The sequence below is a fragment of the Parasphingorhabdus sp. genome, from assembly GCF_041748495.1.
In the GTDB taxonomy this organism is placed as follows: domain Bacteria; phylum Pseudomonadota; class Alphaproteobacteria; order Sphingomonadales; family Sphingomonadaceae; genus Parasphingorhabdus.
In genome coordinates this window covers 58,536-83,717 of record NZ_JBGTDD010000096.1, presented here as the reverse complement: position 1 = coordinate 83,717, position 25,182 = coordinate 58,536, and the positions used below count along the sequence as shown (strand labels likewise).

The window sequence follows — 25,182 nt, the reverse complement described above, 5'->3', positions numbered from 1 at the left end:
GCCCTAATCTCTTGACGCGCTGGTAGAGTTCCCTCCCAGTCCTCTGTGCTTGACGGATGTTTCCGAGATGGGCCCCCGCCTTCGCGGGGGAACATGTAAAAATTAAAAACTCCAATCATATCCGCGCGACCCCGAAGGCGTTGGGATGCAATGTGCGGTTTTGCGCCTCGAAAATTGTTTCCAGAGCGAATCCAAGAACCTTGCGGCTGTCACGGGGATCGATGACGCCATTGTCGAGCACCCGGCCGGAGGTGAAGAAGGCGCTTTCCTGCGCTTCGAAAATCGCCTTGATGCGCTGTTCCTGCCTTGAGATCGCTTCCTCGTCGGGTTCCTCGCCCTTGCGCTTCGCCTGCACCCGGGCGACATGGCTCATCGTGTTGGCCGCCGATGCCCCGGCCATCACGCCGGTCTTGGCGTTGGGCCAGCTGAACAGAAAATCGGGTTCGAAGGCGGTGCCGCTCATCCCGTAGTTCCCTGCGCCAAAGCTGGCACCGATGTAGAGCGATAGTTTCGGCACCCGGACATTGGAGACAGCCTGGATCATCTTGCTGCCCAGCTTGATCATGCCCTTATGCTCGGACTCGGTGCCGACGATATAGCCGGTGGTGTTGTTGAGGAATATGATCGGCAGTTGCGACTGGTCGCAAAGCTGGAAAAAATGGGTAGCCTTTGCTGCTGCTTCGGGATCAAAGGGACCGTTGTTACCGATGATACCCACCGCATGGCCCATGATACTGGCCTGCATACAGACTGTGCCGGGACCATAGCGAGACTTGAATTCCTCAAAATCAGATCCATCGACGATCCGCGCGGCAACTTCGCGAACATCATATGGCGTGGTATAGTCGACCGGAACGACGCCAGCGATTTCGTCGATATCATAAACCGGCTCTTCATAATCGTTGCGCCGGATCGGCCTGCTATTCTTGTTCCAGTCCAGACGTCCCATCGTCTCACGGGCAATGGCAATGCCATGGGCATCGTCATCGGCGAGATATTCGACACTTCCGGTGGTCGATGCGTGCATCTCGGTACCGCCGAGTTCGCGGTCGTCAGCGACCTCGCCGGTTGCCGCATGGACCAGCGCCGCTCCGCCCAGCGCGGCCATGCCATTGTTGCGCACGCCGATGACATAGTCCGACATGCCGGGCATATAGGCCCCGCCGGCGGTGGACGGCCCGTGCAGCACCACCATCGTGGGAATGCCGGCCGCGCTCAGCCAGGCAAGATTGCGGAACAGCATGCCGCCATGGGCCCAAAGCTCGACCTTATATTCCATGAGATTCGCGCCGGCGCTTTCGACCAGATGGATGAACGGCAGCTTGAATTCCTGCGCCATCTTCTGGGCACCCTTGCTGGCATCCCAGCCGCCCGCCGTCGCCGCACCGGCGCGGATGCCGCTGTCATCAACCCAGATCATGCAGCGCACGCCTTTGACGAAGCCGATGCCAAGAATCACGCTGCCGCCGGGAATGCTGGTTTCCGGATCGCTATTTTCGAGCAGATAATTGGCCATATTGTAGAGTTGTAGCCATGGCATGCCGGGGTCGAGCAGCCGCTTCAGCCGTTCATGTGGTGTCAGCTGGCCGCGCTTTTCAAAGGTTGGCCGCCGTTTTTCCGATGCCGCGACGGCGCGCTTTTCCAGATTGCGCAGATGATCGATCAGCGCCAGCATATCCTTGCGATTCTGGGCAAAGCTGTCCGATCCGGTGACGATCTTCGATTTAAACTGGGGCATGGATGCAGCGCCTCTTTCCGATTTGACCGAGTCAATCATTCGCTATTTGACACGGCGAGTCCACGAAGGCTAATTGAATAGCATTCGATATTTTCGAGTCAAGCTCGCAAAAGGACAGAATAGTGGCTTCAAAAGCGATCCAGTCGGAAACCCAGCGCGCCAAGCTGGAGCGTAAGGAACGGGCGATATTGGATGCGGCCCGGACAATCTTTGTGGATCATGGTTTTGACGGCGCTCGGATGCAGGAAATTGCCCGCAGTGCCGGGATCGGGGAGGGCACGATCTACAGCTATTATGATTCAAAGGCGGAGTTGATGCTGGCGGTGCTGCAGCAATTCTGGGACGGGCTGACGCTGGAAGCGGAAGGCGTGATGGCGTCAGTGCAAGCCACGGATTTCTTTGGCCGACTGGAAGCGCTGGCCCAATATCATCTCAACACGGTGATCGTGAATGCGGACTTCATCAACCTGACCTTCGCCCTGCGCCGCAACAACAGCGAAGTCAGCGTCTCGCGTGATCATCTGCGCCATTATGTGGCGGTGTTCGACCAGCTGTTTCTGCGCGGACAGGATCGCGGCGAATTGCGCGCTGACGCGGTCCTCTGGCAGGCCCGGGACATATTTTACGGTAGCCTCGAATATAGCGCCCGCTCCATCGAGATGACGATGGCGGCGGATCGCAGTACCCGCGCCCAGCAGCCGGTGGTAGATGGGATGGTTGCGCTGTTTCGCTCTCATTATGGCGTGGGAGGCATTGGGGCGACAACCGATAAGGCGGATCTGGCCAGTCTGGAGTCTAGGCTTGATCACTTGTCTGCGCAAATTGGCTCTCTCAGCGATCGCCTGCCCGGTTCATAGAAAGAGCCCCCGCAGGGGCTCTTTCTAATTGGAATTTTTGCTCAAGCTGCCTCGTAAAAGCTCTCGCCTGCATCCGCTTTTGCACGGAACGACATTGGCGGCTTGAACCGCTCGCCATATTTCTGCGCCAGATTGTCGGCGATCCGGACAAAATTGTCGACGCCCATCGTGTCGATATGGCTCATTGGACCGCCGGTCCAGGGCGCAAATCCCCAACCGAAGATCGCGCCGAGATCGGCAGATTGCGGATCGGACACGACACCTTCGTCATAGCATTGGGCGGTGGCGATCAGCTGGATGAACATCAGTCGCTGCTTGACCTCTTCCACATCCGGCTGTTCTTCGGCCAGCGGGAAATGATCGGCCAGGCCGGGCCAAAGCTTTTTTGATCCGTCGTCGGCATATTCGTAGAAACCGCCGCCGAAGCGCCGGCCGCGCCGGTCGATCTGGTTGACCATGATGTCCATCAGCTCTTCGGTGCCGCTCGGAACATAGGCATCGCCCATGTCTTCCTTGGTTGACGTCATGATATCATGGCCCAGCTGCAGCGTGGTTTCGTCGACCACGGCCAGCGGCCCAATCGGCATGCCCATCGCGATTGCAGCATTCTCGATCAGGGCGGGCTTAACGCCCTCGGCGACCATCAGCATCGCTTCATTGGCATAAGGCGGGAATACGCGGTTGGTGTAGAAGCCGCGCACATCCTTGACGACGATCGGGGTCTTGCGGATCTTGGCATTATAATCCAGCGCCACGGCCAGGGCCTTGTCACCGGTTTCGGCACCGGGGATGATCTCGAGCAACGGCATTTTCTCGACCGGAGAGAAGAAATGCATCCCGATAAACTGGTCAGGACGCTCGCTATTTTTGGCAAGACCGGTAATCGGCAGGGTCGAGGTGTTGGAGGCAAAGACAACATCCTTGCCGATGACCGCTTCGGTCTTTCTGATCACATCGGCTTTGACATCGGGTCGTTCAAAGACGGCCTCGATGATCAGGTCGACATCCTTCAGATCGTCATAATTATCGGTCGGGGTGATTCGCGCCATGAAGGCCTCGGCTTTCTCCTTGGTCATCTTGCCGCGCGAGACATTTTTGTCGACAATCTTCTGGCTGTAGGCGACGGCTTTTTGTGCCTCTTCCATGTTGCGATCGAGCACGATGACATTCATCCCGCCCTTGGCGGTTACATGGGTGATGCCGGAGCCCATCAGGCCGGCACCAAGCACGCCAACCGTCTTGATATCGGATTTCGGTACGCCTTCCGGACGCGCAGCGCCTTTTTCAGCCGCCTGCTTGTTGATGAACAGGGTGCGGATCATGTTCTTGGCTTGCGGGCCGGACAGCAGCTTGGTAAAATATTTGCTCTCGACGCGCAAGGCAGTGTCGATCGGCAGCATCGAGCCTTCATAGAGGCAGGACAAGATCGCCTTGACCGCTTCATAATTGCCCTTGCTCTGTTTCAGTGCAATGGCCGAAGAACCGAGATAGAGCGGCACCGCGCGGGGATCCATTGATCCGGCGCCACCGGGGAATTTATAGCCTTTCTTGTCCCACGGCGCGGACGCCTTGGGATTGGCCTTGACCCACTCCTTCGCCTTGGCAATGACATCGTCGGCCGGGACGACTTCATCGATAATCTTCTGCGCAAGCGCGGCCTGCGGATTCATCGGCTGGCCCATCATGATCGCTATGCCAGCTGCCTGCAGGCCAGCGAGACGGGGCAGTCGCTGGGTGCCGCCACCGCCGGGCAACAAGCCAACCTGCACTTCCGGCACACCAAGCTGGATCTTCGGATCATCGGCGCAGACGCGATAATGGCAGGCCAGCGCCAGTTCAAGACCGCCGCCGAGTGCGAGGCCGTTCAACGCACAGGCGACCGGTTTGGCGTGAGCGGTGCCCTTGAGCAGGTCCTTGGCGCTATGGCCGCCGGTTTCCATGCGGCGCAGCATGCCGTTCAATTCCCATGCGCTTTCAAACGCCTCGGCCGTGCTGTCCGCTTTTGATGCGCCGAGCATGTTGAGATCAGCTCCAGCAAGGAAGCCGGATGGCTTGCCCGATGTAATCACAGCGCCCTTCATGTCGTCATTGCTGATCAAATCCTCGGTGAAAGTCTTGAAATCGGCGATCAGTGCCTGGTTCCAGACGTTCATCGACTGGCCGGGAAGATCGATGGTGACCAGCGCAATGCCGTCGCTGTCCAGATCGACGGTGAATGTTTCGTAGCTCATATTCTTTCCTTTCCTGTTCTCCTGCGAAGGCAGGAGTCCATCTCCGACTTGTTGTGCATGGCACGATCGGGAGATGGGCCCCTGCCTGCGCAGGGGCGCTGCAATCCGTTTCCTAGTTCACCCGCTCGATGATCGTGGCGATACCCATGCCGCCGCCGATGCACAAAGTGGTCAAAGCCGTCGACTTGCCGGTACGCTCGAGTTCGTCGAGCACCGTGCCGAGGATCATCGCCCCGGTGGCGCCCAGCGGATGCCCCATGGCAATCGCGCCGCCATTGACGTTCATGACGCTGTGGTCGACGTTCATTGCATCCATGAAGCGCAGCACCACGGCGGCAAAGGCCTCGTTCAATTCCCACAGATCGATGTCCTGCGCGGTCATGCCGGCGCGGTCCAGTGCCTTCTGCGCGGCAAATTCGGGTCCGGTCAGCATGATCGTTGGCTCGGAACCGATGGCGGCCATCGAGATGATACGCGCCCGCGGTTTCAGGTCATATTTCGCTGCAGCTCCCGCATTGCCGACGAGCACCGCGGCCGAGCCATCGACGATGCCCGAACTGTTGCCCGCATGATGGACATGGTTGATCTTCTCGATCTCGGGATGCTTGAGGATCGCGACGTCGTTGAAGCCGGGCATCTGCTCGCCCATCATCTTGAACGCGGGGCCGAGCGCGCCGAGCGATTGCATATTGGTTTCAGGGCGCATCAGTTCGTCCCGATCCAGCACGACTTCTCCAATCACGTCGCGGATTGGCAGGATCGACTTGGCAAACCGCTTTTCGTCCCAGGCCTTGGCGGCGCGCTTCTGGCTTTCCACGGCATAGGCATCGACATCATCGCGGCTATAGCCATATTTGGTGGCGATCAGATCGGCAGAAATGCCCTGCGGCACGAAATATTCCTGAAAGACGAGGCTCGGGTCGGCCATGCCGCCAAGCCCATCGCTGCCCATCGGAATGCGGGACATGGATTCGATGCCGCCACCGACGGCGAGATCGGTTTCGCCGGAGCAGACCTTGCCCGCTGCGATGTTCACCGCTTCCAGTCCGGAACCGCAGAAACGGTTGACCTGGATCGCTGAGGTCGTGTCGGCATAGCCCGCCTTGAGCGCCGCCATGCGGCTGATCACCGCGCCTTGCTCACCTACTGGAGAGACACAGCCAAAGGCGATGTCCTCGACTTCATGACCGTCCAGGTCATTGCGATCATTGATCGATGCCAGCACCTGCGCGGCGAGGTCGAGAGCGGTGATTTCGTGCAGGGCGCCGTCACTGCGGCCCTTGCCGCGGGGCGACCTTACTGCATCATAGATAAAGGCTTCGGTCATTCGGGTTTCCTCTCATTGGAAGAGTTGGAAGGATATCACCTGATGCTAATGTTGCAGCGCAGCACAGTCAAGCAGTTTACGTAAACGTCAACCAAGCCAAGAGGCGACTCGCCCCCTTGGCTAGCTCTTTTCTGCTATAAACTAATCGAGGATCGATTGATATTTCTGGCTGAAAACATCGCGGCCGACGATATAGCGCATGATCTCGCTCGATCCGGCATAGATCCGGCTCATCCGCGCATCGGTGAAGATCCGGCTGATTTCATATTCCTTCATATAGCCGGCGCCGCCGTGCAGCTGCAGACCGAGATCGGCCATTTCCCACTCGATTTCGCTGCCCAGCATCTTGCCCTTGGCGGCGATATTGGCGTTGAGTCCACCCTGATTGTGGATATCGACACAATGATCGACATAGACCTGCAGCATGTCGATTTTTGCATCCATTTCAGCCATTTTGAACTGGGTATTCTGCATATCCGCCAGTTTCTTGCCAAAAACATCCCGATCCATGACAAATTCACGAGTGACGTCAAACGCTCGCCGTGCCGAAGCGGCATAGCCGACCATGGCGATCAGGCGTTCCTCGGCGAGGCCTTCCATCAGATGGATGAAGCCCTTGCCCGGGGTGCCCAGCGTATTTTCCTTTGGTATCTTGACGTCATTGAAGAATAGTTCCGCCGTATCCTGTGCGTGCAGGCCGATTTTCTCCAGATTCTGGCCGCGTTCAAAGCCCGCCATGCCGCGCTCGACGATCAGCAGGACCATCGCATGCTTGTCATCGACACCCTCAATCTTGGCGGCGACGATCACGACATCGGCGTTGATGCCGTTGGAGATATAGGTCTTTGACCCGTTGAGCAGCCAGTGGTCGCCCATGTCCTTTGCCATGGTTTTCATGCCGGACAGGTCACTGCCGGCGCCGGGCTCGGTCATCGCAACCGCCAGAATGGTCTCGCCGCTCACGCATTTCGGCAGGAAGCGTTCGCGCTGTTCCTCATTGCCGATATTCTTGAAATAGGGTCCGACCAGACGGCTGTGCAGAGTGTTATACCATTCGCCGCAGCCGGCCCGTGCGGTTTCCTCGATGATGATCTGCTCGTAGCGGAAATCATTGTCGCCCATGCCGCCATATTTTTCGTCCGGCCAGATCATCAGAAAGCCCTGGTCGCCCGCTTTCTTGAATATTTCCCGGTCGACAATTCCGGCATCGCGAAATTCATCCATTCGCGGGGCGACCTCGTCGGCGAGAAAGCGGCGATAGGCATCACGGAACATATGCTGTTCTTCGGTAAATTTGCGCATGGAATATCCTTTGGTCTGATAGGGGAGACAGGCGCGCAGCCCGCCCGCCGATTGCCTGAGGTCTTAATACGCCAGATTTAATCGGTCAATTAAGAAACAAGTCCGTTGCAATTGCCGGGGAACCCTCGGTATGGCTTTGTCGTGGAAAAAACAAAAAAACCGTTCATCCTTGGTCTTGGCGGCACGACCAGCCCCCTGTCCTCGACCGAAGTCGCCCTGGCGATTGCGCTGGAAGCCGCCGCCGCCGCCGGTGCGGAAACCGAATTGTTCGGATCGGACCGGCTGATGGCGCTGCCGCATTATCGTTCGGATCCGGCCGGACTCAACCAGACCGGCAAGGACCTGGTGGCGCTGGTGCGCCGCGCCGACGGCCTGCTTCTTTCCAGTCCCGGCTATCACGGCACTGTCTCTGGCCTGGTCAAGAACGCGATTGATTATATCGAGGAAACATCGACGGACGATCGCATCTATCTGGACGGCCTGCCAATCGGGCTTATCGTCACTGCCCATGGCTGGCAAGCGGTCGGCAGCACGCTGGCGGCGTTGCGCTCGATCGTCCATTCCCTGCGCGGCTGGCCGACCCCGCTGGGCGTTGGTATCAATGCGTCGGGCGGAATATTCCGCGATGGCGGCTGTGCGGACCCAGGGGTGAACGAGCAGCTGAAGCTGGTGGCACAACAAGTCATGTTGCGCGCCGAAGGCCGCTGAAGCGATTTTGCGGTAATTGCCGTCAGAATTCCAAGCCTCCCGGCTTTTTCCTTAAAGTCCCATCAGTCCGCGGGCTGCCTTGCCGATAACCCTATTGATGCGCTCGGGGTGGTTGGCACGGCGCGCATTATGAAAGACGGCGGCGCTTTTCAGCACCGCCGTCTTTCCTGGTTGTTTTCCTTCGATCAGAATTCGTAGCGAACGCCAAACTGAATGCGCCACAAAGAGGCGGACAGATTCTGGAAATTCGTATCGTCGGGCGAGAAGCCTTTCATCACATAACGACCCTGGCCATCCACACCGCCGGTGATCAGCGGCGTGGTGTAATTGCGCGACCGGAACAGATTGGCGCCGCTGTCGATCAGGTTCAGGACATTGTTGAAATCGGCAAAGACCTGGATCTTGTCTTCGACACCGAACAGGCGTCCCGGTCCAGGCAGTTCCTGCGAGAGTCGCATATCAAGATCAAAGAACCAGTCATTGCGGCAGGAATTGCGCGGGACCGACTGTCCGCGAAATTTCGAGAGGCATTTGTCGTTGCTGATATAATTGTCGAGACCTGTCGCCGCTGCTGCCGCGGTCTGGACGACATTGCCGGCGACAACATTGTCGACATAGACCACATTCGGATCGGTAAGTCCGGTGGGAACGTAGAGCAATGCATTGTCATTGCCCGACGATGAGTCGTTGAACACGGCTCCGTTGTCGAACGTGACGCTGTACGGACGACCTGACCGCGCGACGAAGACAAAGCCCAACTGGGTGGCGAGGTCCGGAATCAACTCCTCGCGAAAATTCATCGCCCAGGTAACATTGTGGCGTGATTCATATTCCGAGGTCGCTACTGCCGAATTCTGCCGGTCAAAGGCCGCAGTAATGTCATAGCCCGAAGTTGCCGTTGAGCTGGCATTGAAACGGTTGTTTTTCGCATTGGTATAAGCATAACCGAGATTGAAGCTGACGCCGCCATTGTCGGTAAAGACACCGCTGCTCCACTGCTTCGCCAGCCGGATCGAAGCAACATGGCTGTTGAAAGACGCGCCATTGGTCAGCTGGATTTCGTCATCACGGCTGGTTGCGAAACATTGGCTGGTGACATTATTAAATGTCGGCGACGTACCTCCGGTTCCGACCAGAGTCGCGTTGCAACCGGTAGCATTGGGATCGATAGCGGCATAGATGGGTCGCCCATCAACCGTGAAACCGTTGATGCCCTTTCTAAAGTCGACGACTTGCGACAGATCGACAAAATCGGCCGAGTTGCGGAAGCGGCTGAAGATATAGTCAAAGTTCAGCTTCCAGTCGTCGAAGAAACCGCCGTTGCCGGTGCCGAACGTCGTCGACACGCCAAAATTTGCCCGCAAAACCGTTGGTGTCTTGAAATTCGGATCGGTCGACTGGGCATCGCCGAGTCCTCGAGCGGCCGTACCAATACCGGCATTGACCGCACAGACTGGCGGTGTCGGAGCCGACCCATCGGTTGGTACCGCAAGCTGGGTTCCGGCAGGAATGCAATTTGCGCTTCCGGTCCGTCCCTGACCAACGCCAAAGCCGTTGTTCTGGAACGCGTTGGACAGCCATACGGTTGGATCGCCGCCGGTGAAGATACCGACGCCGGCGCGGACCTGGGTATCACTGAAGATACCGCTGTTGAGCAGATCATAAGTAGCGGCAAAACGGGGCATCAATACCGGATCCACCTTGCTGAACGCATTGGCATTGGTGAAGCCATAGCGGGCCAGGAAGACCGGGTTGGCTGCTGGCGCATCACCATCGAGCCAGTCCACCCGGACGCCGCCCACCAGGGTCAGCTGATCGGTTGCCCGCCATTCATCCTGTGCATAGATGGAGAATAATCCGCGTTCCCAATTGGCTGCCGCATCGTTGACGTCGCCGGAGAACGAGTAGTTGCCGTAAAAACCCGCTGCGGCATTGTTGGTCAGGCAGTTGCCGATATCGCCACCCTGAATCTGGGCGGCGGTCGGGAAGGTGTTGGAACCGCAAGCCAGCAGGCCGGCCTGCAGATCGGCTACATTGGCAAATGTATAGGTACCGGTGGCATTCTGGACGAACAGGTTGAACACTTTGGTGTGATTGAGTTCGGCGCCCAGGGTCAGATTGTGATCACCAGCTTCCAGATCGGCCTTGACCTTGAACTGGTTGATTTCGGTCTTCAGGTCATTGGCTGCACGGGAAAAACCGGGGCCGAAGACCAGCGAACCGCTCTCGCCATTGTCCGGATTGGTCACGCCGACGACGATCCGCGGAATCGGATTGCCGGTTTGCGCTTCACCGCCACCAACCGGGTCCTGAAGATCCTGCACTTCCGAGCGCGAAGCCCGGATCTCGGTCGAGAAACGATCGGTCCAGTTGGAGTAGAGGCGGGCCGAATAATAATTGGATTCGGTACCGGAGTTATAGAAGGTGTTGTTGCCGGAATAGGAGCGGCTCGATGTGCTGACATCGTCCGAACTGACCTTGGTTTCGTCGAGACGCTGATAGGTCGCTTCAAAGCGGTGCTGATCGTTGATGACCCAGTCGAGGCGGCCGAAGAAGCGGCGGTTGGATTCAGGAAGACTGCGGGTGATACCACCCGAATCAATACCATAATTCTGGCGGACGATATCGGAAACCGTGTTGAACTGCGCTTCTGTGATAAACGGCAGCTCGGTTCCGAAACCCGAACCGATCGGCCCGGTCACTTGTGATGATCCCAATTTGGCTTCTTCATAGCCGAAAGAGAAGAACAGGTGATTCGGGATGATCGGACCGGACAGGGTCACGCCGTAACGCTTTTCGTTGAACGGATCGATCGCAAGTTCGGTGTCGGCGAACTTGTCGCCTTGCAGGCCGCTGTCGGAATAAGTGAAAAAGGCGCTGCCATGGAACTGGTTCTGGCCAGCCTTGGTCACGACGTTGATGGCGCAGCCGGTAAAGGCGCTATATTCGACATCATAAGGCGCGAATTCCACCGACGTTTCCGCAATGACGTCGAAAGGCAGGGGAAGCGAGTTGCGCGATGCAAAGGGCGTTCCGTTCAAGCCGTAGACATCCGACTGGATGATACCGTCGACCGAGAAGGAGTTCGAGCGGTCATTGCCGCCGAGGCAGCTGACCCGATCATTGGAGCCGGAGCGGTCCAGACTGACGCGGGGATCGATACGGATGAAGTCGCGAATGTCGCGGGTGATGGTAGGGAAAGTTTCCAGCTCTGCAGCACCGAACGACTGTCCGGGGCCGATCGCCAGTTGCGAAATCGCAACCCGTGCGCCGGTCACGACAATGACATTCTCCATTTCGCCGCTGGAGAGGGTGAAGCCGAGCGTTGTATTGCCTTGCAGGTTGATGCTGACATTTTCCAATGTCTGGCCTTCATATCCTGGCGCGGTTGCCGTGACGGTATAGGGGCCGCCCGTGGTCAGGCTTTCCGCCCGGAACTGGCCGGATGCACCGGCGGTGAGGGACCGCTGGGCGCCGGTCCGCGTATCGGTCACGACAATCGTGGCGCCGGGCAGAGGATTGCCGGAATCGTCGCTGACCGTCCCGCCGATACCCGAAGTGATCTGCTGTGCAGCCGCTGGTGTAGCGATCAGGCCTGCCGTCGAGAGGCTGACAACGCTGGCAGCCAGAAGATATTTTATTTTCATGATTTGCATTCCCCGTTCATGAACCACATTGAGATAAAATTGATATGAGTTGATCGTCTGTGACTGGTTGACAGCGAGACCAAAGCAAGCCGTCTCTAGGCCGCTTAAGTGACAGTTTTGTCTCAAAAGAAACCACTGTTGCTGCAGCGCAGCATTATATTTTCCAGCAGCAAATTTTGAGCGAAATTTTTTCGGCGGGGAAGCATTTCTCAACGCGGATTCGCTTGAATCAAGCTGTTGTTTTATCACAGAACATGCGGGACCATTCGGTCCGGATCCGGTTGTCGATGGCTGGTCCGCACTGTGGCGAATTTATCACCCTGTCAGCACCAAATTAAAAGTTCTTCCTCAGGCGGCATTGAATCGGCCAGGGCGGGTTGCCGAATTGTTCGGGCAGCCATGCCAGGGCCGGCTCGCGCGCTCCGCAGTCGAGTCGCCGGGGAAAGCGCCTGTCCGAACAGGAAATCCTGTTGCAAAGCCGGGACATTGTGGCGGTACCGGGGTCAGGATGTCCGGAGCTGGTCCGCCCCGACGACGACGCTTGTCTGAGCGCCCATGATATCCATCAGCACCCAGACGCGGCGGTCGGGCGCGATCTTCACCACCTCGGCCACGAAATTGGCAAATGGCCCCTTGGTCAGGGTCACATGATCTCCCGGCTGCAATATTGGGGATGGCATGAGCTTGCCACTGGCATCACAGCCCGCCATCAACTGCGTCACAAGATCGGGCGGCACGGCCGCAGGCTCCTGGCCAAAGCTTACCAGCCGCGTGATGCCGTAGGTTGACCTGACCATCCGCCAGAGTCCGTGGGTGACATCGAAAGCCACGAAGATATAGCCGGGAAACAGTGGCCGGCGGGTGGTGATGAACTTGCCGTTCTGCTGGCGTGTTTGCTCCTCCAGCGGCAGAAAGGTTTCAAAACCCTGCCGCTTGAGATTCTTGTCGGCGATATCGGCGCAGTTCGGTTTCAACTGCGCCAGAAACCAACTGACCCCGGAATCGTGGGATGCCATTTCCAACCTCCTGACAATGCGCGATTCGTCTATCGCTCAAGCTCGACCAGATGCAAGCGGGGTTTTGCAGAGCCGATAGGATGTTGCGATGGCTATTGATCGAACTGGTTGTTGCAAAGACAGTATGTCGATCGCATATCCGCGGATTAACACCATCCCTGAATGATTGCAGATCGGATGGAGGCAGGGGCTCAGGTGAAGCGCTGACGGACCGCAGTTCCAACTTGTACCAGCGAGATCGTTCAGTTATGAATGATCTCGGGTGCACCGGCCAATTTGCAGAGTCTGGCGCGCTGTCATGAATGTTCACCTGCACCATCTACAAGGCACCCGGTGGGTCGCTTTGTGCGGTAGCCTGCAGAAAATCAGCCGGATTATATGACCAGCAAACGCAGCAAACTTCAGGAAGACACGCATTTTCGTGTTCTTCGCCTTCTCGAGGACAATCCTGAAATGTCGCAGCGGGATCTGGCTGAGGCTGTCGGGGTCAGCGTTGGCGGCATGCATTATGTGCTCAGCGCCCTGATCGAGAAAGGTCTGGTCAAGCTCGGGAATTTCACCGCCGCGGAAGACAAACGCCGCTATGCCTACAAGCTCACGCTGAAGGGGATTGCCGAGAAGGCAGCCATGACGCGGCAGTTCCTGAAAAGAAAAATGGCCGAGCACGATGCTCTCAAGGCCGAAATAGACAGCCTGACCGCTGAACTTCAGGAAACCCAGCTGGCCAAGACCCGCGACGGTCTGAAAGGCGAATAACCGGACATGATGACGGTGAGACAGATACATTTGATGACGGACCATTGCGGGCCAGCTATCGGACAGTGGCGGGACCGGAATGCCGGCGGCAATGGCGCTGTGGCTGATGGCTGCGAGCGGCAGGCCGTATATGAACAATGGACAAAAAGGACTATTGAACAATGAAGATTGCGATGATCGGCACGGGCTATGTGGGGCTTGTCTCGGGGGTGTGTTTTTCGGATTTCGGCCATGAGGTGATCTGCGTCGACAAGCTGCCGGAAAAAATCGCCCAGCTCGAACGGGGCGAGGTTCCGATCTATGAGCCCGGGCTGGATGCGGTCATGGAGCGGAATGTGGCGTCGGGCCGGCTGAGTTTCACGACCGATCTTGCCGCGGCAGTCGATGGCGCGGATGCCGTGTTCATCGCTGTCGGGACGCCGACCCGGCGCGGCGATGGCCATGCAGACCTGACCTATGTCATGGCCGCTGCCGAGGATATCGCGCAGGCGCTGACCGGCTATGCCGTGGTGGTGACCAAGTCAACGGTACCGGTGGGCACCAATCGCAAGGTCGAGGCGGTTATTCGCGCGGCCAATCCGCAGGCCGATTTTGACGTGGCTTCCAACCCCGAATTCCTGCGCGAAGGGGCGGCGATCGAGGATTTCATGAAGCCCGACCGCGTCGTCGTCGGCGTTGAAAGCGATCGCGCCCAGGCGGTCATGGGTGACATCTACCGCCCGCTATTCCTGCGGGAGTTTCCGATCGTCTATACCGATCTGGAATCGGCCGAGATGATCAAATATGCCGCCAACGCCTTCCTCGCCACGAAGATCAGCTTCATCAACGAAATTGCCGCGCTGTGCGAGCGCGTCGGTGCCGATGTCAAGTCGGTCGCCAAGGGCATCGGGCTGGATGGCCGGATCGGCAACAAGTTCCTGCACGCCGGGCCGGGCTATGGCGGCTCCTGCTTTCCCAAGGACACCAGCGCGCTGGCCCGGATCGGCCAGGAACACGGGGCTCCGCAACGGATTACCGAGACGGTGATCGCGGTCAATGACGCCATCAAGCGGCGGATGATCGACAAGATTCTCGACCTGTGCGGCGGATCAGCCAATGGCAAGACGATCGCGATATTCGGGGTCACATTCAAGCCCGAAACGGACGATATGCGCGATGCACCGTCGCTGACGATCGTGCCGGCGCTGGTCGGCGGCGGGGCGCAGGTCCGGGTCTGCGATCCCCAGGGATTGCGCGAGGGCAAGGCGCTGTTGCCGGGCGTGGCCTGGGCGGATGATGCCTATGCGGCGGCGAAGGGGGCGGATCTCGTCGTAATATTGACCGAGTGGAACGAGTTTCGCGCGCTCGATCTCGCCCGCCTGGCCGACGGCATGGCGTCCCCGGTGATGGCCGATCTGCGCAATGTCTATGACCGGGAGTCGGCTGTGGCGGCCGGCTTTACCGAATATGCAGGCGTGGGACGTTGAGAACAGCCTTCATCACCGGCACCGGCGGGTTCATCGGCTTTCACCTCGCCGAGCTGCTGTTGCAGGAGGGCTGGACGGTCGCCGGGTTCGACGGCATGACCGATTATTATGACGTCCGTCTGAAGGAACGCCGGATCGAGTTGCTGCGGCAGCACCCGAAATTCACCTTCACCCAGGCCATGCTGGAAGACAATGAGGCCGTGCAGTCGGCAGTTGCCGATGCCGCGCCCGATATCATTGTCCATCTCGCGGCGCAGGCGGGGGTTCGCTATAGTCTCGAAAACCCGCGCGCCTATATCGACGCCAATATTGTCGGCACCTTCAACGTGATGGAGGCGGCGCGCGCCGTGTCGGTCCAGCATCTGCTGATGGCCTCGACCAGCTCGGTCTATGGCGCCAACACCGAAATGCCCTTTGCCGAAACGCAGAAGGCCGACACGCCGCTGACCATCTATGCGGCAACGAAGAAGGCGAATGAGGCGATGGGCCATTCCTATGCCCATATCTATGGCCTGCCGACGACGATGTTCCGCTTCTTCACCGTCTACGGTCCGTGGGGGCGGCCCGACATGGCGCTGTTCAAATTCACCAAGGGGATCTTGGAAGGCACACCGATCGACATCTACAATAATGGCGAGATGTGGCGCGACTTCACCTATGTCACAGATCTCGTGCGCGGGATCCGGCTGCTCATCGACGCGGTGCCGGGCGGGCCGGAAACCGCGGCAGAAAATGACAATCTGTCGCCCGCGGCACCGTTCCGGGTGGTCAATATCGGCAATTCCGACAAGGTGCGCCTGATGGACTTCGTCGAGGCGATCGAGGACGAACTGGGCAAGAAGGCGATCCGCAACTACATGCCGATGCAGACCGGTGACGTGCCCGCCACCTGGGCCGATGCCGAGCTGCTGCAACAGCTGACTGGCTACCGCCCGCAAACGCCGTTTCGGGAGGGTGTGGGGCGGTTTGTGCGCTGGTATCGCGAATATTACGGAGACTGAGCATGCACATGCAGCCGCTCTATACGGGAACGCCCTATCATGGCTCAGGGGTTGACGAGACGCTGTTTGCCAACGGACTGTGCCTGCCGTCGGGAAGTGACATGAGCGACGATCAGCAGGATGAGGTTATCGAGCGGACGCTGGGCCTTTTGGAAACGGCCAACTAGGCTCAAGCTGCCAGGCTAGATCAGGCTGGTGATGGACCGGAACAGGTCGTCAAATGCCGCGTCACATCGCTGCGATTTCACCACGATATCGGCATGGACTTTGGAGGGCTCGACATGCAGATCATGCATCGGCCCGACCTGGTTGGCGAATTGAGCCTGTACCGATTCCGGGGTGCGTCCGCGTTCGCGGACATCGCGCGTTAGTCTTCTGGCAAAGCGCGTCTCCGAATCACATTCGACGAAGATGCTGAGATCGAGAAGCGCGCGCAGCGGCTGATGTTGCAGTATCAATATGCCATCGATCAGGATCAGCGGCCGCGGTTCGGTGCGCTCGGTTGCGGCTTTAGGCATATGGGTGGGGAAATCATAGAGCGGCCGCTCGATCGCCAGTCCGGCCTTGAGCTGCGCCAGTTGGGCACAGAGCTGGTCGAAATCAACCGCATCGGGATGGTCGAAATTCGGGCCGCCCTTGCCTTCCGGCGCATCGCCGAGTCCGAAAAAATAATCATCCTGCGGCAGGATCACGCATTGGCCGGGGCCAAGCCGTTGAAAAACCCTGCGGGTCAATGTGGTTTTGCCGGAACAGCTGCCGCCGCTGATGCCGACCGCCCTCGGGGTCATATGAGACCGATCTCGCGCAGGCGCTGCTGCAGATAGTCATGCGCGCTGATCGGTTCCGGATAAAGGTCCGGATGGGTGTCATCGACACAATCTGGCAATGTCTCGATCCTGTAATCAGGTCGGAAGTGCAGGAAAAACGGCATGGAATAACGCGAAAATCCCCGCCGCTCCGGTGCCGGATTGACCACCCGGTGGGTTGTCGACGGCAGGCGGTCGTTGGTCAGCCGCTGCAGCATGTCGCCGATGTTCACTGCCAGCTCCCCGGCTTTCGGGGTTACGGCGCGCCAGTGGCCTTGCCGGTCGAGCAGTTCCAGACCGGCCTCCTCGGCACCGATCAGCAGGGTGATCGTGTTGATATCCTCATGCGCGCCGGCGCGTACCGCTGGCGATTCCTCCGGCACCGGCGGATAGTGGATCAGCCGCATCACCGAATTGCCGTCGCGCACCGTGTCGACGAAGAAATCGGGTGCTAGCTCGAGATAGCGAACGATCGCTTCGAGAATCCGGGCTCCGGCCTTGTCGAAAGCGGCGAACATCTCGAGATAGGTATCGCGGAAGCCGTCCAGTTCGCGCGGCCAGACATTGGGCAGCATGAACGGCTCGAAGGGGTGACCGGCGGGCAATTCGCGGCCGATATGCCAGAATTCCTTGAGATCGTGGATATCGGAATCCTTGGCGCTTTCCGTGCCGAAGGGGGTGTAGCCGCGGGCGCCGCCACCACCGGCGATATGATAGGCCCGCTTCACCTCTTCGGGCAGCGCGAAAAAGGCGCGAGACGTGGCGTCGGCGCGCGCGATCAGTTCGTCCGGGATGCCATGATCGGCAACCACGGCAAAACCCCAGTCGGAAAAACTGCGGCCGATCCGTTCGGCAAAGGCATCGGCGTCTTCATCCGCCATGGCGAGCGATACGGCGGCAAGCGTGTCTTGGGTCTGGGTCATGGTGTCAGGATGCGTCCTCGTGCGTTTTTGTCAATCGGCTTCGGTCAGCCCAGCGACAGCAATATGCCGGCCAGCGCTGCGCTCATCAGATTGGCGAGCGACCCTGCAGCCAGAGCGCGCAGGCCCAGCCGGGCAATCACCGGGCGCTGGTTGGGCGCCAGGCCGCCGGTTACCGCAAGCTGGATGGCGATGCTGCTGAAATTGGCGAAGCCGCAGAGGGCGAAGATGACGATCGCGTTGGTCAGCGGTGAAATGCCCTCCTGCATCTGGCCCAGTTCGATGAAGGCGACAAATTCGTTGAGTACGACCTTGGTGCCGAACAGGCCGCCGGCACCGAGGGCTTCGTCCCAGGGCACGCCGAGCAAATACATGATCGGGGCAAAAATATAGCCGATTACCTGCTGAAAGCTGAGCTCGGGATAGCCGAACCAGCCACCTACCCCGCCGAGCAGGCCGTTGGCCAGCGCGACCAGCGCAACAAAGGCCAGCACCATCGCGCCGACCGCCACCGCCAGCTTGACGCCGGTTTGCGCGCCCATTGCTGCCGCCATGATGATATTGGCCGGTTTCTCGTCTTCATATTCGACCGCGACCAGCAGTTCTTCGGGGGCCGGATCTTCCGGATTGTCCGGCATGATGATCTTGGCCATCAGGATGCCGCCCGGTGCCGACATGAAAGCGGCGGCGAGCAGATAGTCGATGCGGATGCCCATCGCGGCATAGGCGGCCAAGATCGTGCCCGCCACCCCGGCCATGCCGACGCTCATCACGGTAAACAGCTGCGACTGGGTCAGGCTGGCAAGATAGGGGCGGATGACCAGCGGCGATTCGGACTGGCCGACAAAGATATTGGCGGCGGCGCACAAGGATTCCACTTTCGAAATACCGGTGATCTTCTGGATCGCTCCGCCCACCCATTTGATGATGAACTGCATGACGCCCAGATAATAGAGGATCGAGATCAACGCTGAAAAGAAGATGATCACCGGCAGCGCGGCGATGGCAAAACTGTTGCCACCGATCGTCGGATCGGCGAGCGGTCCGAAAATGAAATTGGTGCCGGCGGAAGCATAGCCGAGAAGGTTGGACACGCCGAACGCCATCGCTTCGATGATGCGTTTCCCGGCCGGAACATAGAGCACGATGACGGCAATCCCGGCCTGCAGGGCAAAGGCGGCACCGACCACCCGCAGCCGGATATTGCGCCGTCCGGTCGACAGAGCCAGCGCGATCACCAGGATCAACGCCATGCCGGCAAGGCTTGTGAAGATCGCTATCATGCAATTTTTCCGATCAAATAGGGGGGCCGCAACCGGCTCACCAGGTGAAGCTGCCGGCTTCGGTATTGCAGGCAGCCGCGAGGCGGTCGAGACAGTCGGGGATATTGTCGGATATGATCAGATGCTTGCGCCGTTCCGGAGAGACAAAGCCCTGTTCGGCCATCGTGTCGAGAAAGGCGATGAGCGAGTCCCAGTAGCCGCCGATGTTCAATATCGCGAAGGGCTTGTTATGATAGCCTAGCGCGTTCCAGCTCCAGGCTTCGAACAATTCGTCCATCGTGCCGACCCCGCCCGGCAAGGCGACAAAGGCATCGGTCAGGTCGGTCATCTTCGCTTTGCGCTCGTGCATGGTCTGGACGATGTGGAGCTCGGTCACTCCCTGGTGCGCGACTTCGAGATCTTTCAGCATTTCCGGGATGACGCCATGGACCCGGCCGCCCTCGGCGAGCACGGTGTCGGCGATAATCCCCATCAGGCCAAGGCGGCCGCCGCCATAGACGAGCTCGATCCGGCGTGCTGCCATGGCCTTGCCCAGCAATATCGTCGATGCGGCATAAGCCGGGTCGTGCCCGTTGTTCGCGCCGCAATAAACTGCCAGTCGATGCAAATTGTCCCCCGATCGTGCGACCGGGAGGGCCGCGATCCGTTGCTGTTGTAATGGTTTTCCCTATAGAAAAAATGCGCCATGTGACTATTTCTTTTTTTTCGTCGCCGACCCCGCTAGGCAACCGCGATGACAGAAACCGTAAAAACCAATCTCATACCCCGATCCCTGTTCATATTCGCCGTGCTTTACGGCGGGATGACCTGCATTGCCGGGATTCTGGGAGCAAAGCAGGTCGCGATCGGACCCCTTGCCGTGGAATCCGGTATTTTTCCCTTTTTGCTGCTGGTGGTATTATCGAGTGCGGTTGCCGAATTACACGGTCGGGATGTCGCGAACCGGTTGGTTCGATTCGGCTTTGTCCCCCTGATCACCGCGATCATCCTGATTCAGATCGTGCTGGCGCTGCCGACCGATCCCGGCATGTACGAACCGGCAAAGGAAGCTTTTCCGATCATATTGTCGCAAGGCGCGCGGCTGATGTTTGCCGGGATTATCGCTTATGGCGTATCGCAATTTCTCAACGTCTATATCTTCTCCCGCCTGGCGAGCATGAAGGGAGCGATGCTGGCGCTGCGTGCCGCCATCGCCAGTGCCCTGTCACAAATTGTCGATACGGTCATCTTCATCACCATCGCCTTCTACGGCGAGCGCCCGATTGGCCACTTGCTGCTGGGGCAAGGGTCGGCCAAGGTTGTCCTGTCCTTCCTGCTGGTGCCATTTCTGATCATTTTTTTCGTCAAGCTGGGCCAGAGGCTGGACCGGGAATGAGGCCTGCAATGGCTAGTTGATCTGATCATATAGAATATTGGCGGCGGCGAGGTCTTTCTGGCTGTCAATATCCAATAGCAGCTGATCGGAACCCGCCACCAAATGCGCTTCGGCCAGCAATCCCCGGGCACCGGAATCGCCGTTCAATGTCGTCAGCTGTTCAAGCATTGCTGAAGAGAAGATAGCTGGCGGCATGGCTTGCCCGTGCCGGGAGGAGGCCACGATGCGGCCCGATTGCTGGAAGGTGGTGATCAGCCTGCCCAGATGATCACGCGTGACGAAGGGCATGTCCGCCAGCATGATGCACAGCGCGCGGGCTCCGGCCCGGAGGGCGTGAGCGGCGGCCAGCCGGACGGACGTTGCCTGGCCCAGCGCGGCATCCTCATTTCTGATGATCTGGTAGCCCAGTCGCCTCCAATCGGCTGCGCAGCCATGCTGCGGAGACCCGATCACCAGCTTGCCGACGAAAGCCATGTCCGCGGCGGTCCCGGCTGCGTGCAGGCCGAGCATCCTGTCTCCCAGCAAAGCCGTCAGCTTGTCCTGATCACCGAATCTGCTGGATTGTCCAGCTGCCAGCAACGCCAGCATGATCCCGGCAGGTTGGCTCAATTGGCCATGCTGCTTTCAAGATAGGCGATCACGGCCGCTCGCTTTGCTGCATCCTCGATGGCACCGCTAACCATCGTCGTGCCCGGAACCTTAGCGGTTGGATTGGCGATATAGCCATCGAGTTCCGCCGTGGTCCAGATAATGCCGGATGCCTGAAGGGCGTCCGAATAGCTGAATCCGGAAACCTCTGCCGCTGGTTTTCCGAAAATGCCGAAAAGATTGGGACCGGCGCCATTGGGGGCATCCTGTTCAACAGCATGACAGGCGGAGCAATTGGCAAAGACCGCCTTTCCTTCAGCGACGAGGGCGCTGGCCGGATCGCCGATCACGGCGACCGGCTGCACCGGTGCAGCGCCCGGTTCCCGAACGATGATCTGTTCGGTCGGTCCGGGTGCGGGATCGGAGCTGCACGCGGTCAGCGCCAGAATAACCAGACAGGCAATGTTCCGGGCAAGGGCCATATTGGAGTTCCGATCAGGCAAAGCTGTGTTTGGACAAGGGCAATTCGCGTATCCGCGTGCCGGTGGCGGCAAAAATCGCGTTGGTGACCGCAGGTGCGATTGGCGGCAGCCCGGGCTCCCCGCCGCCGCCCAGACGTTGATGATCGCCATTGATCAGGGCCACTTCCACTTCGGGCATCTCGTTGATCCGCAGCATCGGATAATCGTGGAAATTGCTCTGCTGCACTCGACCATCCTTGATCGAAATCTCGCCATAAAGCGCTGCGGTCAGGCCATAGGCGATCGCGCTTTCCATCTGCGCGATAAAACCGTCGGGATTGATCACGAAGCCGGGATCCGCAGCGACATAGACTTTTTTCACTTTCGGCCTGGATCCGCTCATGTCGACTTCCGCGACCTGCGCGACGATCGAACCGAAGGACGGAACAAAGGCGATCCCCCGGCCATGTTTTTCGGGCAGCGGCGTGCCCCAGCCGGAGATTTTTGCGGCGGTATCAAGCACTTTCAAGTGACGCGGCGACCCCGCCAGCAATTCGCGGCGGAAGGCATAGCCGTCCTTGCCTGCTGCATGGGCCATTTCATCGACAAAGGATTCGATGAAAAAGCCGTGCTGACTGTGATCGACCGAACGCCAGGGACCAAAACGCAGCTGCGTCGGCACGTCGACCTTGCGAATCCGGTGATTGGGAATGTTGTAATAGGGCAGGGTTGGCGCATCTTTCGGATCGAACAGATGGGTGTGGATATTGCTCCAGCTGACCGCCTGGCCTTGCTGGTCGAGGCCGCCGCGGAAACGACTGGTCGCGGAAGGTCGGTAATGGTCCTGCGTCGTGTCCTCTTCCCGCGACCAGATCATCTTCACCGGATAGCCGGTCGCCTTGGCGATCCGGGTTGCCATGATGATATTGTCACTTTCGGAACGGCGCCCGAAACCACCACCCAGATAGGCGTTGTGATAGGTCACATCTTCAAAAGCCAGACCGGCAGCATCGGCTGCCGCCTGCCGCGCATTGACCGGTGCCTGATGACTCGACCAGACGTCGCATTTGCCGTCGCGCACCCAGGCGGTACAGTTCATCGGTTCCATCGTCGCATGGGCGAGAAACGGTACCTTATATTCGGCTTCGACCCGGGTCACCGCCTCGGCAAAGCTTTTCGCGGGATCGCCTGATTCGGTTTCCATGTCGCCGCCCTCATCCCCGGCTTCATCGAGATAAGCGGCATAGCGCGCGAACAGCGCGTCCTGATCCAGTTCGTCGCCATCGGTCTTGCTATAGCGGGTATCGATCGTGTTCAGCGCCTGCTGGGCCTGCCAATAGCCATCGGCAACCACGGCGACAAAATCGCCCATATTGAGGATCTGCAGCACCCCGGGCATGGTTTTGGCGGTGGATGCGTCGATCGATTCCACCATGGCACCGACCACCGGAGCGGCCTTGACCGCTGCATATTTCATGCCCGGTACATCGGCATCAATGCCAAAGACCGCGCTGCCATCGACCTTTTCCGGAATATCGTGACGCGCCTTTGGCTGGCCCATGATCTTGTAGTTTTCCGGCGATTTGAGCGTCGGCTTGGCGGGCAGGCGTTGCTCGGCCGCAGCCAGGGCGAATTTTGCAAAAGGTTCCGACCTGCCGCTGCTGGCGTGGACAATCATGCTGTCCGCCGTGCTGATCTCGCTGGCGGGCACCTGCCATTCGCTTGCTGCTGCTGCAACCAGCATTTCCCGGGCGGCGGCACCGGCGGTGCGCATCGCTCGCTGGCCGGTCGCGCGCACGGAATAGCTGCCGCCGGTAAACTGCAAGCCCATTGCCTGCGCCAGTTCCAATATACCGCCAGCGACCGTGGGTTCGAATATTGCGGGGACGTCGAGATTGGGAAACAGAAAATCGCGGCCGATCGAATCGGAGACATATTGCATGTCTGCCGGGGCTTCGAGAATGCGCACCTTGTTCCAGTCCGCATCCATCTCGTCGGCCAGCATCTGGGCCAGCGCGGTGTAGACACCCTGCCCCATTTCAACATGCGGGATGACGGCGGTGACGATATTGTCGGCATCGACCTTGACCCAGGCATTGAGCAGCTGTTCATTCTCGCCGCTCGCCAGCAGCGGGTTGAGCCGGTCGATCGGATTGCCCGGACGCACGGCGACGCCAACCACCAGCGCGCTGCCGGCAACCACGCCGGCGCCGATGAAGGCCCGGCGAGTCCATTTGCCCTTTTTCGCGGGGCTGGCGGTCGCTGTCTCGCTCATGCCAATGTCTCCCTGACGTCCGGTAGTCCGGCGGCGGCCTTGATCGCCTGGCGAATGCGGTTGTACATGCCGCAGCGGCAGATATTGCCGGCCATGGCGGCATCTATCTGGGCATCACTTGGCTGGGGATTTTTTTGCAGCAACGCCACCGCCGTCATGATCTGGCCCGACTGGCAATAGCCGCATTGCGGCACCTGTGCGGCGATCCAGGCCTGCTGGACCTTGTGCAAGGTGCCGTCTTCGGCGGCGATGCCTTCGATGGTCGTGATGTTCTTGCCTTCGGCGGCTGAAACCGGCGTCGAACAGCTGCGGACCGGCTTGCCATCGAGATGCACGGTGCAGGCACCGCACTGGGCAATGCCGCATCCGAATTTCGTTCCGGCCAATTTCAGATTCTCGCGCACGACCCATAATATCGGTGTGGCCGGGTCAACATCGACCTCGCTGGACTGACCGTTGACGCTGAGCTTGACCATAGCAATTTCACCCGGATGATTGGATAGCAATATGCAACTTATAGGCGATAATATTCTCTATGCCAACAAGCCTGTTCGCGGATAAGAGCCGTTTAATTTCGGATCAGGCAAATATATTTGCCAGTTCCTCCGTATTCCCGCCCTCTTTTGCAATGCGAAGATCAACATAGACCGCAGCAATACCTGTTCCCTGCAGCGCGCCAGTCAAGGTGTTGATGACCAATCCGACGACCATGAGCGCGGCCGTGCCAGCGAAGGCGAAAGGTATCATGAGAAGGCCGAGGATCGTCGCGATAATGATGTAAACCACGAACAATAGCACAATCCAGCGCTTGGATCCTTTCGTCAATTCCGCACTGCGTTTCAATGAATCGATGATCCCTTTGTCTTCGGCCATCATGACGGGAGAGGCAACAATCCACATCAGCGCCAGAATAAGGCCCGGGATGATGAGCAGCAACATGCCGAGCATGACGCCCAGGGTCATCAATATGCCGAGACCGATCAAGGGCAATAATTTGCCGATCGCCTGGCCGACACATTCGCCCAGGCTGATCTGCTGGCCATTGAGGTCCTTGACCGTAGCGATGATGAACGTGGCCTGCAGCAAAACCGACAGAATGATGGTCAGGAGCCATCCACCCACGCCGGCGGCGACCATTGATGGGGAACTGAATATCTCAAACATTGCAGTTGCGTCTTCGCCGGTCGTCGATACGCCGGTCGCCAATTGAATGAGCGCCTGTGGCAGAGCGACAATCAGGAAAGACAGACCAAGGAAAATCAGCGGATTGCGGGTAATCACGCCAATAGTGTTCTGAAGCACCCGTCCAATATCCAGATGCTGTGCTGTGTCTGCCATCTCAAGCCCCCCTTTATCGATGCGGGCCGAAGCTGTCACAATTTGCTCAGGAGGTAAAGCTAAACAAATCAACGATCTTCGCTCTTG

At 58.9% G+C, this 25,182-nt stretch carries 22 protein-coding genes; 7 read left to right on the top strand and 15 right to left on the bottom strand.

Going from position 1 to position 25,182, the window contains the following annotated elements; all coding sequences use genetic code 11:
- Positions 1–115: 115 nt before the first annotated feature.
- Positions 116–1,738: an acyl-CoA carboxylase subunit beta gene (locus tag ACEW8J_RS08560; RefSeq protein ID WP_373491216.1), complete on the bottom strand. Its 1,623-nt coding sequence runs from the start codon at positions 1,736–1,738 to the stop codon at positions 116–118.
- A 122-nt stretch (positions 1,739–1,860) separates the two neighbouring features.
- Between ACEW8J_RS08560 and ACEW8J_RS08555 the strand changes: the two genes are divergently transcribed.
- Entirely contained in the window at positions 1,861–2,595 is a 735-nt protein-coding gene (locus ACEW8J_RS08555) for a TetR/AcrR family transcriptional regulator (RefSeq protein ID WP_373491215.1), read from the top strand.
- A gap of 41 nt (positions 2,596–2,636) precedes the next feature.
- Here ACEW8J_RS08555 and ACEW8J_RS08550 read toward each other — a convergent pair whose 3' ends face one another.
- The 3 genes from ACEW8J_RS08550 to ACEW8J_RS08540 all read right to left on the bottom strand — a co-directional run bounded on the left by ACEW8J_RS08550 (position 2,637) and on the right by ACEW8J_RS08540 (position 7,455).
- Positions 2,637–4,826, bottom strand: coding sequence for a 3-hydroxyacyl-CoA dehydrogenase NAD-binding domain-containing protein (locus ACEW8J_RS08550; protein WP_373491214.1), 2,190 nt, complete (start codon positions 4,824–4,826; stop codon positions 2,637–2,639).
- A 112-nt stretch (positions 4,827–4,938) separates the two neighbouring features.
- On the bottom strand, positions 4,939–6,153 hold the full coding sequence (locus tag ACEW8J_RS08545) for an acetyl-CoA C-acetyltransferase (RefSeq protein WP_373491213.1): 1,215 nt from the start codon (positions 6,151–6,153) through the stop codon (positions 4,939–4,941).
- A 141-nt stretch (positions 6,154–6,294) separates the two neighbouring features.
- A complete protein-coding gene (locus ACEW8J_RS08540; RefSeq protein ID WP_373491212.1) occupies positions 6,295–7,455 on the bottom strand; it encodes an acyl-CoA dehydrogenase family protein in 1,161 nt (386 codons plus the stop codon).
- A 141-nt stretch (positions 7,456–7,596) separates the two neighbouring features.
- On the opposite strand from ACEW8J_RS08540, the gene ACEW8J_RS08535 reads away from it, so the two are divergent.
- Positions 7,597–8,163: an NADPH-dependent FMN reductase gene (locus ACEW8J_RS08535; protein WP_373491211.1), complete on the top strand. Its 567-nt coding sequence runs from the start codon at positions 7,597–7,599 to the stop codon at positions 8,161–8,163.
- 185 nt (positions 8,164–8,348) lie between these two features.
- On the opposite strand, the gene ACEW8J_RS08530 is transcribed toward ACEW8J_RS08535, so the two are convergent.
- Positions 8,349–11,810 (bottom strand): TonB-dependent receptor domain-containing protein, encoded by a 3,462-nt coding sequence (locus ACEW8J_RS08530; RefSeq protein WP_373491210.1) that lies wholly within the window; start codon positions 11,808–11,810, stop codon positions 8,349–8,351.
- Between the two features lie 503 nt (positions 11,811–12,313).
- Positions 12,314–12,826 (bottom strand): transcription termination/antitermination protein NusG, encoded by a 513-nt coding sequence (locus ACEW8J_RS08525; protein WP_373491209.1) that lies wholly within the window; start codon positions 12,824–12,826, stop codon positions 12,314–12,316.
- A 378-nt stretch (positions 12,827–13,204) separates the two neighbouring features.
- On the opposite strand from ACEW8J_RS08525, the gene ACEW8J_RS08520 reads away from it, so the two are divergent.
- From ACEW8J_RS08520 to ACEW8J_RS08505, 4 genes are all read left to right on the top strand, one after another.
- Positions 13,205–13,582, top strand: coding sequence for a MarR family EPS-associated transcriptional regulator (locus ACEW8J_RS08520; RefSeq protein ID WP_373491208.1), 378 nt, complete (start codon positions 13,205–13,207; stop codon positions 13,580–13,582).
- 161 nt (positions 13,583–13,743) lie between these two features.
- Positions 13,744–15,048: a UDP-glucose/GDP-mannose dehydrogenase family protein gene (locus tag ACEW8J_RS08515; RefSeq protein ID WP_373491207.1), complete on the top strand. Its 1,305-nt coding sequence runs from the start codon at positions 13,744–13,746 to the stop codon at positions 15,046–15,048.
- Complete coding sequence (locus tag ACEW8J_RS08510; protein ID WP_373491206.1) at positions 15,045–16,049, top strand: SDR family NAD(P)-dependent oxidoreductase; 1,005 nt, start codon at positions 15,045–15,047, stop codon at positions 16,047–16,049. The genes ACEW8J_RS08515 and ACEW8J_RS08510 overlap by 4 nt, the downstream gene beginning before the upstream one ends.
- Positions 16,050–16,051: 2 nt before the next feature.
- Positions 16,052–16,216 carry a hypothetical protein gene (locus tag ACEW8J_RS08505; RefSeq protein ID WP_373491205.1) on the top strand — a complete coding sequence of 55 codons (165 nt, stop codon included), beginning with the start codon at positions 16,052–16,054 and terminating at the stop codon, positions 16,214–16,216.
- Between the two features lie 15 nt (positions 16,217–16,231).
- Here ACEW8J_RS08505 and udk read toward each other — a convergent pair whose 3' ends face one another.
- From udk to ACEW8J_RS08485, 4 genes are read right to left on the bottom strand one after another with little or no spacing between them, the layout of a single operon-like run.
- Positions 16,232–16,837, bottom strand: a complete 606-nt coding sequence (gene udk / locus ACEW8J_RS08500) for a uridine kinase (protein ID WP_373491204.1) — start codon at positions 16,835–16,837, stop codon at positions 16,232–16,234.
- On the bottom strand, positions 16,834–17,778 hold the full coding sequence (locus tag ACEW8J_RS08495) for an isopenicillin N synthase family dioxygenase (protein ID WP_373491203.1): 945 nt from the start codon (positions 17,776–17,778) through the stop codon (positions 16,834–16,836). The genes udk and ACEW8J_RS08495 overlap by 4 nt, the downstream gene beginning before the upstream one ends.
- Before the next feature lie 44 nt (positions 17,779–17,822).
- Positions 17,823–19,058, bottom strand: a complete 1,236-nt coding sequence (locus tag ACEW8J_RS08490) for a NupC/NupG family nucleoside CNT transporter (RefSeq protein ID WP_373491202.1) — start codon at positions 19,056–19,058, stop codon at positions 17,823–17,825.
- A gap of 37 nt (positions 19,059–19,095) precedes the next feature.
- Positions 19,096–19,665, bottom strand: coding sequence for a TIGR00730 family Rossman fold protein (locus ACEW8J_RS08485; RefSeq protein WP_373491201.1), 570 nt, complete (start codon positions 19,663–19,665; stop codon positions 19,096–19,098).
- A 126-nt stretch (positions 19,666–19,791) separates the two neighbouring features.
- Between ACEW8J_RS08485 and ACEW8J_RS08480 the strand changes: the two genes are divergently transcribed.
- The gene (locus ACEW8J_RS08480) at positions 19,792–20,433 is read left to right on the top strand and encodes a queuosine precursor transporter (RefSeq protein ID WP_373491200.1); all 642 of its coding nucleotides are present in this window, start codon (positions 19,792–19,794) and stop codon (positions 20,431–20,433) included.
- A gap of 12 nt (positions 20,434–20,445) precedes the next feature.
- Here the strand turns inward: ACEW8J_RS08480 and ACEW8J_RS08475 are convergent, their stop codons facing one another.
- The 5 genes from ACEW8J_RS08475 to ACEW8J_RS08455 all read right to left on the bottom strand — a co-directional run bounded on the left by ACEW8J_RS08475 (position 20,446) and on the right by ACEW8J_RS08455 (position 25,134).
- Entirely contained in the window at positions 20,446–21,042 is a 597-nt protein-coding gene (locus tag ACEW8J_RS08475; protein WP_373491199.1) for an NTP transferase domain-containing protein, read from the bottom strand.
- On the bottom strand, positions 21,039–21,503 hold the full coding sequence (locus ACEW8J_RS08470) for a cytochrome c family protein (RefSeq protein ID WP_373491198.1): 465 nt from the start codon (positions 21,501–21,503) through the stop codon (positions 21,039–21,041). The genes ACEW8J_RS08475 and ACEW8J_RS08470 overlap by 4 nt, the downstream gene beginning before the upstream one ends.
- 13 nt (positions 21,504–21,516) lie before the next feature.
- Positions 21,517–23,757 carry a molybdopterin cofactor-binding domain-containing protein gene (locus ACEW8J_RS08465; RefSeq protein ID WP_373491197.1) on the bottom strand — a complete coding sequence of 747 codons (2,241 nt, stop codon included), beginning with the start codon at positions 23,755–23,757 and terminating at the stop codon, positions 21,517–21,519.
- Positions 23,754–24,233: a (2Fe-2S)-binding protein gene (locus ACEW8J_RS08460; RefSeq protein ID WP_373491196.1), complete on the bottom strand. Its 480-nt coding sequence runs from the start codon at positions 24,231–24,233 to the stop codon at positions 23,754–23,756. The genes ACEW8J_RS08465 and ACEW8J_RS08460 overlap by 4 nt, the downstream gene beginning before the upstream one ends.
- Positions 24,234–24,336: 103 nt before the next feature.
- Entirely contained in the window at positions 24,337–25,134 is a 798-nt protein-coding gene (locus ACEW8J_RS08455; protein WP_373491195.1) for a hypothetical protein, read from the bottom strand.
- Between the last annotated feature and the right edge of the window lie 48 nt (positions 25,135–25,182).